The 14,265-nt window shown below is 41.8% G+C and carries 11 protein-coding genes; 4 read left to right on the top strand and 7 right to left on the bottom strand.

What is annotated here, in order from left to right:
- The first annotated feature begins 200 nt into the window (after positions 1–200).
- Positions 201–1,403: a serine hydrolase domain-containing protein gene (locus tag ACT3TU_RS04145; protein WP_192523792.1), complete on the top strand. Its 1,203-nt coding sequence runs from the start codon at positions 201–203 to the stop codon at positions 1,401–1,403.
- Between the two features lie 68 nt (positions 1,404–1,471).
- Here ACT3TU_RS04145 and ACT3TU_RS04140 read toward each other — a convergent pair whose 3' ends face one another.
- The 4 genes from ACT3TU_RS04140 to ACT3TU_RS04125 all read right to left on the bottom strand — a co-directional run bounded on the left by ACT3TU_RS04140 (position 1,472) and on the right by ACT3TU_RS04125 (position 5,598).
- Positions 1,472–2,374, bottom strand: coding sequence for a tetratricopeptide repeat protein (locus tag ACT3TU_RS04140; protein ID WP_192523793.1), 903 nt, complete (start codon positions 2,372–2,374; stop codon positions 1,472–1,474).
- A gap of 50 nt (positions 2,375–2,424) precedes the next feature.
- Positions 2,425–3,000 (bottom strand): hypothetical protein, encoded by a 576-nt coding sequence (locus tag ACT3TU_RS04135; protein WP_192523794.1) that lies wholly within the window; start codon positions 2,998–3,000, stop codon positions 2,425–2,427.
- Positions 3,001–3,003: 3 nt separating this feature from the next.
- A complete protein-coding gene (locus tag ACT3TU_RS04130; protein ID WP_444784063.1) occupies positions 3,004–4,383 on the bottom strand; it encodes a PAAR domain-containing protein in 1,380 nt (459 codons plus the stop codon).
- Positions 4,384–4,593: 210 nt separating this feature from the next.
- The gene (locus ACT3TU_RS04125; RefSeq protein WP_192524270.1) at positions 4,594–5,598 is read right to left on the bottom strand and encodes a lipoate--protein ligase; all 1,005 of its coding nucleotides are present in this window, start codon (positions 5,596–5,598) and stop codon (positions 4,594–4,596) included.
- 251 nt (positions 5,599–5,849) lie between these two features.
- On the opposite strand from ACT3TU_RS04125, the gene ACT3TU_RS04120 reads away from it, so the two are divergent.
- Positions 5,850–6,656 (top strand): hypothetical protein, encoded by an 807-nt coding sequence (locus tag ACT3TU_RS04120; protein ID WP_192524271.1) that lies wholly within the window; start codon positions 5,850–5,852, stop codon positions 6,654–6,656.
- A gap of 131 nt (positions 6,657–6,787) precedes the next feature.
- On the opposite strand, the gene ACT3TU_RS04115 is transcribed toward ACT3TU_RS04120, so the two are convergent.
- Positions 6,788–8,386: a GMC oxidoreductase gene (locus ACT3TU_RS04115; RefSeq protein ID WP_192524272.1), complete on the bottom strand. Its 1,599-nt coding sequence runs from the start codon at positions 8,384–8,386 to the stop codon at positions 6,788–6,790.
- Positions 8,387–8,800: 414 nt separating this feature from the next.
- Here ACT3TU_RS04115 and ACT3TU_RS04110 point away from each other — a divergent pair, with 414 nt between their 5' ends.
- Both ACT3TU_RS04110 and ACT3TU_RS04105 read left to right on the top strand, forming a co-directional pair.
- The gene (locus ACT3TU_RS04110; RefSeq protein WP_192524273.1) at positions 8,801–9,703 is read left to right on the top strand and encodes a DMT family transporter; all 903 of its coding nucleotides are present in this window, start codon (positions 8,801–8,803) and stop codon (positions 9,701–9,703) included.
- 316 nt (positions 9,704–10,019) lie between these two features.
- Positions 10,020–11,123 carry an alkene reductase gene (locus ACT3TU_RS04105; RefSeq protein ID WP_192524274.1) on the top strand — a complete coding sequence of 368 codons (1,104 nt, stop codon included), beginning with the start codon at positions 10,020–10,022 and terminating at the stop codon, positions 11,121–11,123.
- A gap of 187 nt (positions 11,124–11,310) precedes the next feature.
- Here the strand turns inward: ACT3TU_RS04105 and ACT3TU_RS04100 are convergent, their stop codons facing one another.
- Complete coding sequence (locus ACT3TU_RS04100) at positions 11,311–12,342, bottom strand: pirin family protein (protein WP_192524275.1); 1,032 nt, start codon at positions 12,340–12,342, stop codon at positions 11,311–11,313.
- Positions 12,343–12,517: 175 nt separating this feature from the next.
- Positions 12,518–13,819: an NAD(P)/FAD-dependent oxidoreductase gene (locus ACT3TU_RS04095; protein ID WP_192524276.1), complete on the bottom strand. Its 1,302-nt coding sequence runs from the start codon at positions 13,817–13,819 to the stop codon at positions 12,518–12,520.
- Positions 13,820–14,265: the final 446 nt, after the last annotated feature.

Raw genomic sequence — 14,265 nt, 5'->3', positions numbered from 1 at the left:
CACTCTTGTATTATAAATGGTACTCAAACAATAAACTAATTTTCATAATGTAGCTCAAACTATTAGCAAGATGGTATAGAAACTAGCTCTACACTCGCTACCCAGAAACTACCTCCCAAAACCCCACATCCATGCTAGGCTAAACCCTTCAGCGATAATCGATCGTACTCATCAACCACGCCATAAAAAAGGATTTTATAATGGTAGTGTTAAAAACACTGTTTAAATGGATCGTTTTACCTATTATAGCGCTACTGATTATTATCAGCTTGGGCTTAGTGGTGACGGGCAACGCTTATATCTTTCGCGGCTTACAGCTCACTTATCTTAAAGGTGAAAATACCGCCAATATCGATGATTATGTCGATTTTGATAATCGTACTATCCGCGCCAAAGACGCTATCGTTTGGCAGAAAGATCCTAACTTTGAGCAAGTCAAACTGACGCCTACCTTACAAAATGCTTTAGATACCGATGAAACTGTCGCCTTTGCCATTATCAAAGACGGCAAACTGCTGTACGAAAACTACTGGCAAGGCTACGGCAGCGATTCGCACACCAATAGCTTTTCGATGGCAAAAACCGTCACCACTATGCTGTATCTCAAAGCGGTAGAAGATGGTTATATATCAAGCGTTGATGAACCAATTAGCAAGTGGCTGCCTGAATACGCGGACAACAAGTATGCGCAAAACTGTACCCTCGCAGATTTCTCAGCGATGACCTCGGGTTATGATTGGACCGAGGATTATTACTTTCCTATTAATCCCACGGCAGAATCTTACTACGGACATGATTTAGTCAAGCAAATGGTCAATCGAGAGTTTGTCGAAGAATGTGGTGGCCAGTTTGAATACTCGTCCGGCGACACGCAAATGCTCGGTATTGCTTTATCACGGGCATTAGAGCCGCATGGCTATACCGTTTCTAGCTATTTAGAAGAGAAGTTTTGGCAACCACTTGGTATGCAAGGTGATGCGTATTGGTCGCTTGATGGGGCTTCAAGTATCGAAAAAGTATATTGCTGTCTTAATGCCAGCGCTTTAGATTTTGCCAAATTTGGGCAGCTATTATTAAACGGTGGCGAATGGCAAGGCGAGCAGCTACTTAGCAAAGAACACGTTAACTTTATGGTTACGCCCAACGCATCAGCATTTGCAGCAGGGCAAGCGCAAGTTTACGGACATTCGGTGTGGATGGATATGGACAGTCCGATTCCGTTTTATGCCATGCTGGGTCATTTAGGTCAGCGCGTATTGGTTTTACCAGAAGAAAATGCAATTATTGTCAGATTAGGCAAGCAGAAAGGTTTGCCCACACCGGTAGAAGGCTTTCATTTGGAGCCGGATTTGGGTCAGTATGTGACTGAGGTTAAGACTATTTTGGGTGGTTTGGTGGAGTGATGGGGTTGTTAGACATTTCATACGTAGCTGTATGAGCTAAAAACTACTGGCTCACACAGCTGTCGTTATTATTGGCTCATTTTTTCAATATTACCTAATGTGAGACCAGTTTCTTGGGTGCTGAAGATAGTGATGCCTGTATCGTCGATTTTATCATCCATAACCAATCTACCGATTCTATTGCTGGCTTCTTGATTGCCTTGGTCAGCCGCTTTTTTATACCATTCAAAAGCTGTGTCATAATCTTGCGGTACGCCGTAACCGTTCTCGTAGAGACCACCAATATTGAATTGTGCTATGTCTAACCCTTGATCAGCAGCTTTGGTATACCACTCTAAAGCACTATCATAATCTTGCGTCACGCCGTAGCCGTTTTCGTAAAAATTACCAATATTATTTTGAGCGTCAAAAGATCCATTGTTAGCTGCTAATAGATACCACTGCATTGCTTTTTGATAGTCTTGCTCAACACCAATACTCTCATGATACATAATCCCGAGATTGAATTGAGCATCAGTGTATCCTTGGTTAGCAGCTTGTCGAAACCATTCAAGTTTTTTTATCTCATCTTGTTTAACAGCAATACCTTCATGATACATAACTCCAAGATCGAATTGAGCATTAGCATATCCTTGGTTGGCGGCTTGTTCAATCCATTCGAATGCTTTTTGGTAATTTTGATCTACGCCCAAACCTTCATAATACATAATACCTAGATAATGTTTAGCAGGGGCATAGTCTTGATTGGCAGCTTTTTGAAACAGTTCAAAAGCTTTGTCATCATCTTCAGTAACTGAGTCGCCTTCGTAGTAGGCTAGTCCGAGTTTATATATTTCAGTAGGAGTGCTTTGATTGGGTGATATCTGTGTGTTTGATGATTCCGCTGAGCAAGCAGAAGCTAGAAAACTACTGGATAGTATTGTGGCTAATAATAAAGTCTGAATTAAAGGGGTAATTTTTTTTTGATACATTAAAATTCCTTTTGTTAATTTTTCTAGCTATTAATTTTTAGGGAATAATATTAATTATTCAATTCTATAGTACTAGGATTATTATATTGTTTTTCATTCAAGTCATAGCAAGGCAAACTATAGTCATATAGTAGTTCTATTAAAGTACGCGCTTCAGAATATTCATATTCATATTCGTAATTTTCTCGCATATCCGTCATATACATAAATATAGTGGCTTTATTATTGCAGAGTATACGAATATGTTTAGCTATTTCATCAGAGCTGCTTGAGGTTTTGACTATATAATTATTTTTGTCAATTTTATCAGTCATGTCTACCCAACCTTTTTTGAGAAGATAGCTATGTAAACGTAACAGCTTATTCTTGTTAAATTCGGGACTGACGTACCAAGCAGTGAACCAAACTTCTCGATTAATATAATCATATTCACTTTTGTTAAAGTTAATGAAGTTTGCGACATCATTCAACTGAGATATTAACCAACTTTCTTTCTCAATCAATTCTTGTTGATATATTTCAAGCTCTTTATCTGGTTCTAAATCAATAAACGATATAAAAAAAATAAAAAATACAAAAACAAATAAGATGTTGGATAATTTATACTCTTTACCTCTTATTTTCACTGATTATTGTCCTGTATATTCTATGATTTTTTTTGCAGCGTTATACTTCATATCTGCTGCTAGTTCCATATTTGTAGAACCTTTACTAGCACCCATAGTAGAGCTGCCGTTGGAACCTGTAACAGTCCAACTTTTACCAAAACCACCACTTCCTGCTACTGTTGTACCATCATTGGTAGTTTCAATAGCAGCACTGGCTGGACCAACTTCGACTGAGTATGAATGTCCTTGACCTGATAGTATGGCATCTGTGGCTTTAACATTATCACCAGTATTGCTGCTTATAATACGTCCAACCCCTACTTGAACACTAATAGATGGCGCTTTATTAGTATTAAGGTTAGCATTTGCTATTACGGGCTCATATACGTTCCCGTTATGAACGTTTACAGACATTCCTATATCAATACCAAAATGTTTAACACCCGCGCCACCTGCGATATATATAAAGTCTACGTTCGATCTTTGGCCGAATCGCAGCATAGCAGTTGCTGCTGATGCCTTAGTTCTCTCGGGGAAATCCTTAAATCCAGCTTCTATAATACCAAGATTTACAATCATTGCATTTTGAGTATGCTTGGCAACTTCAACTGTTTCCTTAGCTAATTTACCTGCTCTTCTTTCGTAGCTTTTAGCAGTCGAATGTACACTATTAGACATGCTTTGACCAATTTCATCTGCAAGTGCAATCGCTTTGTTTTTATTTCCGTTTTGTTTATACCAAGGTAGATTAGAGTTAACACCGTTGTTCTTAGGTGCTGTTCTGTTAGGCATCATCCGATTCATATCGGGATCCCACTTCATATTTGGGTTGGATGGATTATAGTTTCCAAATCCTGAGGTGCTTGCTGATAAATTGCTTGGTTTATCTGCTAAATCATAGCTACCTAAATAATCTCCTTCGTTATTGTATTCATCGACTGCAATATTGCTAAAGTCGTCTTCTGAAGCATAACTATCTAAATAACCACCTTCATTACTGAACTCGATAAATTCAATAGAAAAATGAACCTCTTCAGGTTCTTCCTCATCATCCTCTACAAAGCTATTCCCAAACAAAGCCTCTGGCTCCGACTTCGGAAACGCCAAAGGCGCTGCCTGCGCAATACTGCCTACATCAAATCCTGACTCTGCAAACGACTGCTGACTAGCAATTAGTTTAGCGCCGCAGCTAGTGACATCGCCGCCACGTGCAATGGGTGCGCCATCGACGATAAAAGATGCATCACCACTAAGAATAGTGGTGACCTTTTTGCATTTTTTACAAATAACTTTATCGCCTATACGCGAGATTGGGATACCGTTATGAGTGGTGTGCGGTGAGCCGGAGATGACCGTCCCACCGTGAGAGGTCTTTGCGCCAACTGTGATATAGGCTGCCATAGTGCTACCTTGCTTAAGCGTTTAAAGTTTGGACTTTTATCGCGGATCTATTATTTGCATCACATTATAGATGGCTAGAGCGTTAAATATCAAACTTAAGTTGTCTAAAGGTGTAATCTATATGGCAAGCTCAGCCTGCGCAAAGTATAAAGGTGATTGACGGTAGTAAAGACTTGAGACTCTTTAATCAGTATTAATACAAGCAAAAATCTAACCTCCCATCTCACTAATCATCCACTTAGACACATCATCAATTTGCGCTGCCAATTCAGCATGCGCTTTGGCTAAGTCATCGAGCTTGTTTTTAATATCGACTTTGTTGTATTTGATGCCAGTCAGCGCGTCTTTTAATAGGTCAATCAGCTCAACATTTAGTGCATCAGAGAAAATAACCACCTCGCGTATCACTGCTTGCTTCACATCAAGGTGACAATCAATAATGCCCCAATCAAAGCGCGTTTCAATATGATGGGTAAATTCAGGCGTCTTGCCAAAGCGCCAATCCCAATCTGCCATTTGCTGATAGTATTTATTAAGATTAGGCTGCTTGGCGAGGCTGGCTTCATCCAATTCTTCTACTGGCGCAGTATTACCATGATATTCACAAAACGCCTCGATAATGGCTTCGGATAAGGTTTCGTGATTGATTTCCTCGTTAAATTCTACTAAGTTAGCGACGCGAGCGCGTACCGATTTGATGCCTTTGGCTTTCAGCTTAAGCGGGTGCGGATTGAGATAATCGCCCAGTTTTTGCATATTGGCATTGACCAGTAAAGTCCCGTGATGAAAACTGCGATCGGCGGCATGTTTAAAGGCGCTGCCTGATATTTTTTTATCACCGACTTGCATATCGTTACGACCAGATAAATCCGCGTCTATACCTAATTTCTTTAGCGCATTGATAATGATAGTAAAGTTGGCTTCTTGGTCATAGTCGTCTTTGGGTGATAAAAAGGTAAAGTTGGTATTGCCCAAGTCATGAAATACCGCGCCGCCACCACTTTGCCGCCGCGCCAAAAACACCTCGTCAGCTTTCATCTTATCGATTTTGCATTCTACCCAGGGATTTTGCGAGCGCCCAATGACCACGGTCTCGCTATTGCGCCATAAGAACAGCGTGTGTGAGTCGGGATTGAGCGTATTAAATATCCAATCCTCAGTGGCGAGGTTAAACCAAGGGTTGGTCACGGCAGACTTTAAGATGCGTAGTTTCATTTATTTATCCTTTTTTAGGGTGTGAGTTTAAAAGTTTTAAAATTAACTATTATTTTATATAGGTTAAAAAAATAGAAAAAAGTTGGCAAATAATCTATATCTTTTACTGACTTTATGGAATGACTAGGTATAATGCTACCTAAGATACGTTTGAGCGATTTTATATTGGATTAATGCCTACTAAAATAGGGCTCTATAACGTAGTAGAATCGCCCATAAAACACTCATTATTAAAATAGTGACACTCAAAAATGAATAGTACACCAAGGAAAGTCAAGTTCTCTACTAAAATGAGCCTTCTAAAAAAGAAGCCGATTGCACTATTTTTTGGATTAATATTTTCTTTTTTTGCCTTGCTGATGGCTGTTATTTTCACCCTGATATTCTCTTTTACGGGTAATGATAGCCCAAAAATAGACTATGATTTAATCGACTCTCAAGGTATAAAAACGAGCGCTGAAGTCACTAATATTGAGGTCGAAAGCAACGTAACCATAAACGATATTCATCCGACAATCATCTCATACCAATACCTCAAAAATAATGAGGCAGTTAGATCTAAATACAAAGTTCTGGAAGGTAAAAGGATCGAAGATCTCCAGGTTGGCAATAATCTAGCTATTAAAGAACTAAATGGTCAATCAATCATACAGAATTTAAAGCCTTACCGCTTTCCAGTGGTGTTGCTTTTTCTGATACCTATACCGTTCTTACTATTTGGCATGCCATTTTTAATTTATTTATTTATTAGCACTAGAAAAGAGCTAAAACTCTACAAGTACGGGCAAGTCGCTACGGCACGTATCGTTTCTATGATGCCAAAATACGCCATTCCTATTATCAGTTTAGGACAAGGTGTCATCGTGCATTATGAGTATGAAACGAGAAATGGTAATAAAGTGATAGGAGAGTCATTAACCACGGACTTCTCAATTATAAGCGATAAAAGAACAGGGGATGAAGTTTCTATCTTTGTAGCAGCGAACAATGAGCATGAGTCATGCGTCATTCCAAAGCTAGAATCGCTTCGCAATAACTGGGGTATCGCCTCTGTGTAAGTTGGATAAATGAGATACGGTCATTGTTGTCGATGCGGGGTTGGAGAATATAAACTCCACCAAATCTAACAATAAAAAACGCTCTTCAAGAGCGTTTTTCATACTTCTAACTTTTGAAAAGCTTCAACAACCTAACCAAAATCTTCCTTCAAAATACTTGTCATATTACGCTCGGCAAGTCCGGTAATAAAGACATACGGATTGACCCCAGCGCTACCAGGAATCAACGCCCCATCTTGCACATAGATATTTTCGTGCCCTTTGACGCGCCCAACCTCATCGGTCGCTTTGCCTAATACGCAGCCACCGAGTGGGTGATAGCAAAAGTCATCGCCGAAGCCTTTGTTAAATAGCAAGCTTGAGGTAGAGCCGCCATTGGCTTTGGCGAGCTTATCTAACAGCTCTTTAGCGGCATTTACTGAATATTCGTTTTGCTTACGTTTCCAGTTAAGCTTGACGGTTTTTGAGGTTTTATCATAGTAATAGTTGCCACGTTCTGGATTGTCGGTGATGGCAAGGTATAGCGTCGTCCACGTTTCAAGTCCTAACGGCAATGGCGCGAGCTCAGCAAAGATTTTATACTTTGAGCCATCTCTATCACCATCCCACATATTGATGGCTTTGACCGGAATGGTGGATTGGGTGGTACCAGCGGCGTGGACGAAATTTCGGCCAGTCATGATATTGCCGTTGGGACCCCAATGCTGTCCAATATGCTGGTCTAGATGGTTTAACTTTCCTTCAGCTTGGCTTTTAAGCAGCAACTCTGAGGTGCCAGTACTGCCCGCATTAAGAAATAGCTTATCGCAGGTGTAATGCTCAACTTTATCAATGCCGCCAGTTTTATTAATGACGTGAACTTCTAAGCGCAGCTGGTCGTTATCGAGCGCTTGGATGCTATTAACTTTGCGTAAGGTTTTGACCGATACATTGCCAGTGGCTTCGGCATTTTTTAGGTAGGTTAAGTCCAGTGAGAACTTGCCAGCGTTATTGCCATAAATGACTTCGCCGCCCAGTCCTGATTTATAGACTTCACCACGCGCTTCCTTTTGCATATAGTCAAAGTCATAGCTATTACCGAAAAATTCGGTTTTAAGTCCGGCTCTCGACGCTTGGCGTTCAGCAGCACGAGTAAACTCATAATGCTCGGACTCATTAAAAAACGATTCAGGAATTTGGCTAACTTTGAGTTCCCTCATGGCGCGAGGAAAGTAAGTGTCGTACATCTCGTCAGCATCAATCCACGGAAATACCGCTTCAAAGTGCGAACGTCTGGTCTGAATGGCAATCGCACCATTGACGATAGAGCCACCACCGTAAGCGCGTCCGGCAAACACTTTCATATCGTCATATTCGATTAAGTCTAGAACGCCGGGATATTTTTTAATGGGAATCGGAATAGTTATGGGCGCATTCGGCCAATTGCTAAACCAGCTTGAGCGTTCGTCAGCGTTGATCATTTTACAAAAGGTATCGTGCTTGGAGGTGCGATCCCAGCGCATACCCATCTCCAGTATCAATACTTTATGACCTTTTTCGCTTAACCGTAGCGCTGATACCGCGCCGCCATAGCCACTACCAACGATAATATTAGGAAAGTGCCCCGCTTGGGTAATTGTATTGGGTAGTTTTGGCTGCTTTGCAAGCGTTTGGCAGCCACTCACCGCAGCGGAGGTACCGATAGCGCCTAAGCTCAGACCCATGGCTTTAATCAGTTGACGTCGTTGCATGCTATGTCCTAATGGTCAGCGTTTTTGCTCGTAAAGTTGGCTATATATAAAAGTGATTGCTGCAGTTTAAAGTAAGACAGCGCTATATTAGCAAACATAGGTTTCTTATTTGTTGCTTTTGCCTGATTACTCCTATGACCCATCAGTATAAATTGAGTTTACAAAGCGGATGTTGATGCGATTATTATCTTTTAAACTCGCGCGGTATGGCCCAATAATCAGAATCTATATGGCGCTATACCGCCTCTAATTTATCAGGGTGCAGCGATAAGGATATCGATTTTATTTTGGAAAAATTTAAGCTATAGAAAAACCTGCGAGCAGTATAAAAAAACAACACCTATTGAGCACTTAAAAAGTTATCATCGTGGTTTTTTTACGCCCCATTTTCAAACGCTTGATAGGAAAGATCCCATGTCCAAACGCGACCTCATTACTTTTATAACCCTGTCCTTTATGTGGTCGCTGTCTTTTATATTTTATCGCATTGGCGTGCCTGAGTTTGGCTCGTTGGCCTTTGCCAGCTTGCGGGTGATATTTGCTGGGCTGGTTATGCTGGCCTTTATACTGCTAAATAAAAAAAACAGAGTGGGGATTCGAGAGCATTGGAAGCTGCTGGCGTTGGTTGGTATATTCTCCGCCGCCTTGCCATTCATGCTGTTCTCTTTTTCGGCGCGCTCAGTAAATGCTGGCGTGTTGGCGGTGCTCAATGCGTCTGTACCGATGATCAGTGGCTTGATCGCCAGTACTTTTTTTAAAGACAAACTATCCAAGAAACAAATTTTTGGCTTGCTCATCGGTGTGATTGGTGTGACTATTTTGATGAGTGAGAGTTTGTTTGGCGGTAACGGGCAGGGGACAGATGTCGCCGCAGGATTATTGCCCATGGGTTATGCGCTATTGGCCTGTGTCGGTTATGCGGTCGGGGCCAATATTACTAGAAACTATTTGGATAACGTCTCACCAGTGGCAATTACCGCAGGGTCGCTCATTATCGCCAGTATAATGATGCTACCAGTGGCGTTATATGAATTCCCCTATGGCAAAAGTATCAGCATGAAAGCTTGGCTATCAGTGATTTGTATCGGTGTGTTTTCAACCGCCATCGCCCTGATTTTTATGAACCAATTGATTAAAAATATCGGCCCGACGCGGGCGACCAGTATTACCTTAGTAATTCCGATTTTCGCCATTATTTTTGGTTATTTGTTGCTTGACGAAGCGCTTGATATCCAAGCCATCGTTGGCTCAATGGTAATATTGTTTGGTACGTATTTGTCGTTAGAGCTGTCGATTAAAAAGATGCTAAAGTCGTAAAAATACTATGAATTAAAAATGGTCTGTTGGTCATTAAAATTCACTCACTCTATTATCTTAATAGGCTTATAAGTGCACATAAATAGTGAGTTTTTAAAAGTTGCAAATATACGTGTGACGCTGTTTTTGTTTGTAAGTTTTGCTTGGAATAGCCGCAATTATCCTTATAAAGAACACGGCTGACCAATAGCTGCTTAGCGATTTATGTTCATGTAAAGATCAATTCATTTGTAATTAAAGACAAAATACTAAGCGCTATTTACTTATGAGTAATAAACCCGCCAATAGGGTTTTATAACAACAAACAAGGCTTTTTATGGCACACGATAATTTATTCGAACCCGTCAAAATGGGCATCCAGACGTTAAAAAACCGCATAATCATGGCACCATTAACGCGCTTACGTGCAGTCGAGCCGGGTGATGTTCCTACGGCGCTCGCTAGCGAATATTACTCGCAGCGTAGCGGTGCAGGGTTAGTGATTACCGAAGCGACGCAGGTATCTTTTCAGGCAAAAGGCTATGCGGGCGCGCCTGGCATTCATACCGAAGACCAAACGACGGCATGGAAAACCATCGTCGATAATGTCCATGCAAAAGGCGGCAAAATCGTCGTACAGTTATGGCACACGGGTTTGGTCGCCCATGAAAGTGTCCAACCTGACGGCAAAGCGCCTATCTCTGCCTCTGATGTTGAAGTTGGCGTACGTACTACGTTGCGTGATAGTAATAACCAAGCGATTCGTGCGGATGCGACGCCACCACGTCCTGCGACACTGGATGAAATACAGCAAGTCATCGCTGACTTTGGTCTTGCCACCAAAAATGCCAAAGAAGCAGGTTTTGATGGGGTAGAGATTCACGGTGCGCATGGCTATCTGTTGCATCAATTTTGGGCTGAACATACCAATAAGCGTGATGATGACTACGGCGGTAGCCGTGAGAACCGTGCGCGCTTGACGCTGGCTGTCATCGATGCTTGTGTGAATGCATGGGATGCTGACCATGTCGGTATTCGTATTTCACCGCTTGGTACTTTCAATAATGTCGAAGCCGGTTATCATGAAGACGAAAACATTTGGATGGTCGAGCAGATTAATAAACGTGGAATCATGTATCTGCATCTATCTGAGCCTGATTGGGCAGGCGGTACACCGTATAGCAACGAATTCCGTCAGCGCGTTCGCGATGCCTTTGGTCAAATGATTATCGCCGCTGGTGGTTATACCGCTGAAAAAGCAGAGAAAAATATCAACGATGGTTATATCGATGCGGTTGCCTTTGGTCGTGACTATATTGCCAATCCTGACTTGGCTGAGCGTATCCGCGAAGGCGCACCGCTCAATGAGCAGCAACCACAAAGCTTTTATGGTGGCGGCACAGAGGGCTATACCGATTATCCATTTTTAAACCAAGCATAATCGTTTAGACCTTAAGTCACTTTACTAAAATAGAGTAAAAGCCAAAAAAGCCACCTTGCTATTATTAGCAAGGTGGCTTTTTTAATTATTCAACTTAACTATATTGCACTATAATCAGTGAAAATTAATATCAATAAACCATACATCACGTACTGCAGGTACCGTTTTTAAAGTGTTTTAACGTCAGCTATTTTCCAAAGTTACCGGTTTGATAGTCACGAAACGTTTGTTTTAACTCCGCTTCTGTGTTCATCACAAACGGTCCGTAGCCTGCAATCGGTTCACCGATAGGCTCGCCACTTAACAGTAGTAATTTAACAGGACTTGGCGCTTGCTTATCAGTAGGTACTTTAGGGTAAGTGAGTTCGATCGTATCGTTTGCCTGCATCACTGATGATGCATTTGTAGAATTTGTATCACTGTCAGTCGGTGCTGTAAACTGAATCAGGCTACCCGCTGCTACTGCTGTATCATTAATAAGTAGCTCGCCTTCTTGGACCAATATCATGACATTGTGCGTGTTGGGTACTTGCAGCGTCGTTGACCCTGCGCTATGCAATTCGATATCCCATAAATTAATAGGAGTAAAGGTGCTTGCTGCGCCTGTCGTCTCTTGCCATTCACCTGCAATAATGGCTACTTTGCCAATAGTAGCTTTAATTTTAGAGCTTTTAATATCAGAACCTTTTTTCTCAAAGCCTGTATTTTGAAAATCTGTATTTCCATTATCGGTTAAGTCAATGACAGGCAGCTCAGCACGTTTAAGGGTTTGATATTTAGGGTCAGTCAGCTTGTGGCTGCTTGGGAGATTGACCCATAATTGCACCATACTAAAGTCACCGCCACGCTGCCCAAATTCTGGCGAATGAAACTCTTCGTGCATAATGCCGCGTCCAGCCGTCATCCATTGCACATCACCTTCTTGAATCACACCATAGCCGCCGGTCGAATCGCCATGACTGACTTCTCCTGCATAGGCGATAGTGACCGTCTCAAAGCCTTTGTGCGGATGCTGACCCACGCCGTGTGGCTGCGACTCATAGTTGGGGTTTGGCTCGAAGCTGGTAGGTTTACCGTAATCTAATAGTAAAAACGGGTCGGTATGATGGTAATTAAAGTCAGGGCTACCCTCAAGGTGATTCACTAGGGTTTTTACATAAAAACCGTCGCCGACCCAATGTGGTTCTTTTTCATTATGGATATGTTTGATTGAGCGCATTTATCACCTCATAAGCCTAAGCATATTATTTAATACCAATAATTTTATTAATATTAAAAACTGGACACTGTTAAGCCGTCCTAAATTTATATCAATCTATATTATGCTTATTTTAACAGTTATCAAGTGTTTGGCTGAGATAAAAGTCAATTTAAATCCAGTCTATTCGTTACAGTTAAACCACTTCACCGCAAACGAAACCACTTGCCCACGCCCACTGGAAGTTATAACCACCAAGCCAGCCAGTCACATCAAGCACTTCACCGATGAAGTACAGCCCGTCTTGATAATTACTCTGCATGGTTTTTGACGAGACTTCATCGGTTTTGATGCCGCCACGCGTCACTTCAGCAGTACGATAACCTTCGGTACCAGAAGGCTTAAGTTGCCAGCCGTTGAGCGTTGCGCCCAGCTCTATTAAACGCTCATCTTTAATATTGGCAAGCTCGGTATCTTTGATATCTTCCCATAGATGCGTTTGTAGTGCGGCCAGCAGCTTTTTAGGCAACGCACCATCTGTATAGTCCGCCAGAACTGTGCGGATAAGTTGTTTGGGATGTGATTTTTTATGCGCAAGCAAAAGCGCAGTCACATCACTATCAGGTAGCAGATTAATGCTAATGGTTTCGCCGATATGCCAATAGTTTGATAGTTGCAGCATCGCAGGGCCAGATAGTCCGCGATGGGTAAATAACAGCGGCAGTTTAAATGAGATGCGCTCATTACTAGCAATCACTGGTAGGCTGATTCCAGCAAGCGAACGAATCAGCTCACCGGTTTTATCGGTAAAGGTAAAAGGCACTAAACTAGCATCAGTGGTTATGAGAGTATGGCCGAACTGCTGCGCCAATTCATACCCAAAGCCACTAGCGCCCAACGTTGGAATGGATAGGCCACCAGTCGCCACCACCAAAGACTCACAGCGATAACCTGTTTGCGGTAGCTTGGTTTGATGGTTCGACTCTTTTCTCTCTTGTTTCTCTTTTTTACTGAGCTGCTTGCTGGTTATTAACTGAAAGCGAGTGTTTTCATTGTTGTCGCTCACTTGTACGCTTTCAATGTGAGTGTTGAGCTTTACTTGCACACCGACGGCGGCACATTCATCAAGCAGCATGGTCAAAATATCTTGTGCTGAGTCATCACAAAATAACTGACCGTGTTCACGCTCGTGGTAGGGGATTTTATGCTGCTCAACCATGCCAATAAACTCCCAGCTAGGATAACGACTGAGCGATGATTTGCAAAAATGTGGATTGCTGCCGATAAAATGCTCAGGCTCAACGAAGTAATTGGTAAAGTTGCAACGACCGCCACCTGACATCAGGATTTTTTTGCCCGCTTTATTGGCATGGTCGAGCACTAATACGCGGCGACCACGGCGACCCGCCGTGAGCGCACAATATAATCCAGACGCACCCGCGCCGATGATAATGACATCGTAATGGTTATTTTGAGGTGCATTGCGAGGATGGTTCATGGCGGTTTTTCCAAAAAGCGATAAGCTTTAAAAAGTAGAGATTAAAATTGAAAACGAAAAATAAGATAAGTAGCGTGTTTTATACAAAAAATAGAGAGTTGTCTATATGGTTTGTTACTAATATAGTTTGCCACCAATATAGTTTGCCACCAATATAGTTGATTCAGCTTAAAACTGATACGAGTGCTACTGGAGTAAATTTTTCGCTGCCTCTGTCGGCGTAGGCACAGCAAGCAAGAAAAATTTATAACGGTAGCACTGTGGCTAGCAGTGTATCGGTTTTATTTAGAACTGCTTATATAGTGATGCCTTTAGGGGTGCTATTGCCCATGTTTTATGTCAGGTTACAAGGATTAAATAGCGCTGTGATACATTCTTTATATAGTAGATTCATTGTAAAAACGATGCAATGCTATTACTTGAAAAATAACTGCAAATCATGAGCC

Source organism: Psychrobacter sp. AOP3-A1-26, from assembly GCF_052378235.1.
Classification (GTDB): Bacteria; Pseudomonadota; Gammaproteobacteria; order Pseudomonadales; family Moraxellaceae; genus Psychrobacter.
Note: the sequence above shows the minus strand (reverse complement) of the source record. Positions and strands in the feature narration are given on the sequence as shown.

Excerpts from the sequence above, each read along its gene's own strand:
- ACT3TU_RS04100 (WP_192524275.1), bottom strand. The coding sequence starts at position 12,342 with ATGCGCTCAATCAAACATATCCATAATGAAAAAGAACCACATTGGGTC.
- ACT3TU_RS04120 (WP_192524271.1), top strand. The coding sequence starts at position 5,850 with ATGAATAGTACACCAAGGAAAGTCAAGTTCTCTACTAAAATGAGCCTT.
- ACT3TU_RS04145 (WP_192523792.1), top strand. The coding sequence starts at position 201 with ATGGTAGTGTTAAAAACACTGTTTAAATGGATCGTTTTACCTATTATA.
- ACT3TU_RS04105 (WP_192524274.1), top strand. The coding sequence starts at position 10,020 with ATGGCACACGATAATTTATTCGAACCCGTCAAAATGGGCATCCAGACG.
- ACT3TU_RS04130 (WP_444784063.1), bottom strand. The coding sequence starts at position 4,383 with ATGGCAGCCTATATCACAGTTGGCGCAAAGACCTCTCACGGTGGGACG.
- ACT3TU_RS04140 (WP_192523793.1), bottom strand. The coding sequence starts at position 2,374 with ATGTATCAAAAAAAAATTACCCCTTTAATTCAGACTTTATTATTAGCC.
- ACT3TU_RS04115 (WP_192524272.1), bottom strand. The coding sequence starts at position 8,386 with ATGCAACGACGTCAACTGATTAAAGCCATGGGTCTGAGCTTAGGCGCT.
- ACT3TU_RS04110 (WP_192524273.1), top strand. The coding sequence starts at position 8,801 with ATGTCCAAACGCGACCTCATTACTTTTATAACCCTGTCCTTTATGTGG.
- ACT3TU_RS04125 (WP_192524270.1), bottom strand. The coding sequence starts at position 5,598 with ATGAAACTACGCATCTTAAAGTCTGCCGTGACCAACCCTTGGTTTAAC.
- ACT3TU_RS04095 (WP_192524276.1), bottom strand. The coding sequence starts at position 13,819 with ATGAACCATCCTCGCAATGCACCTCAAAATAACCATTACGATGTCATT.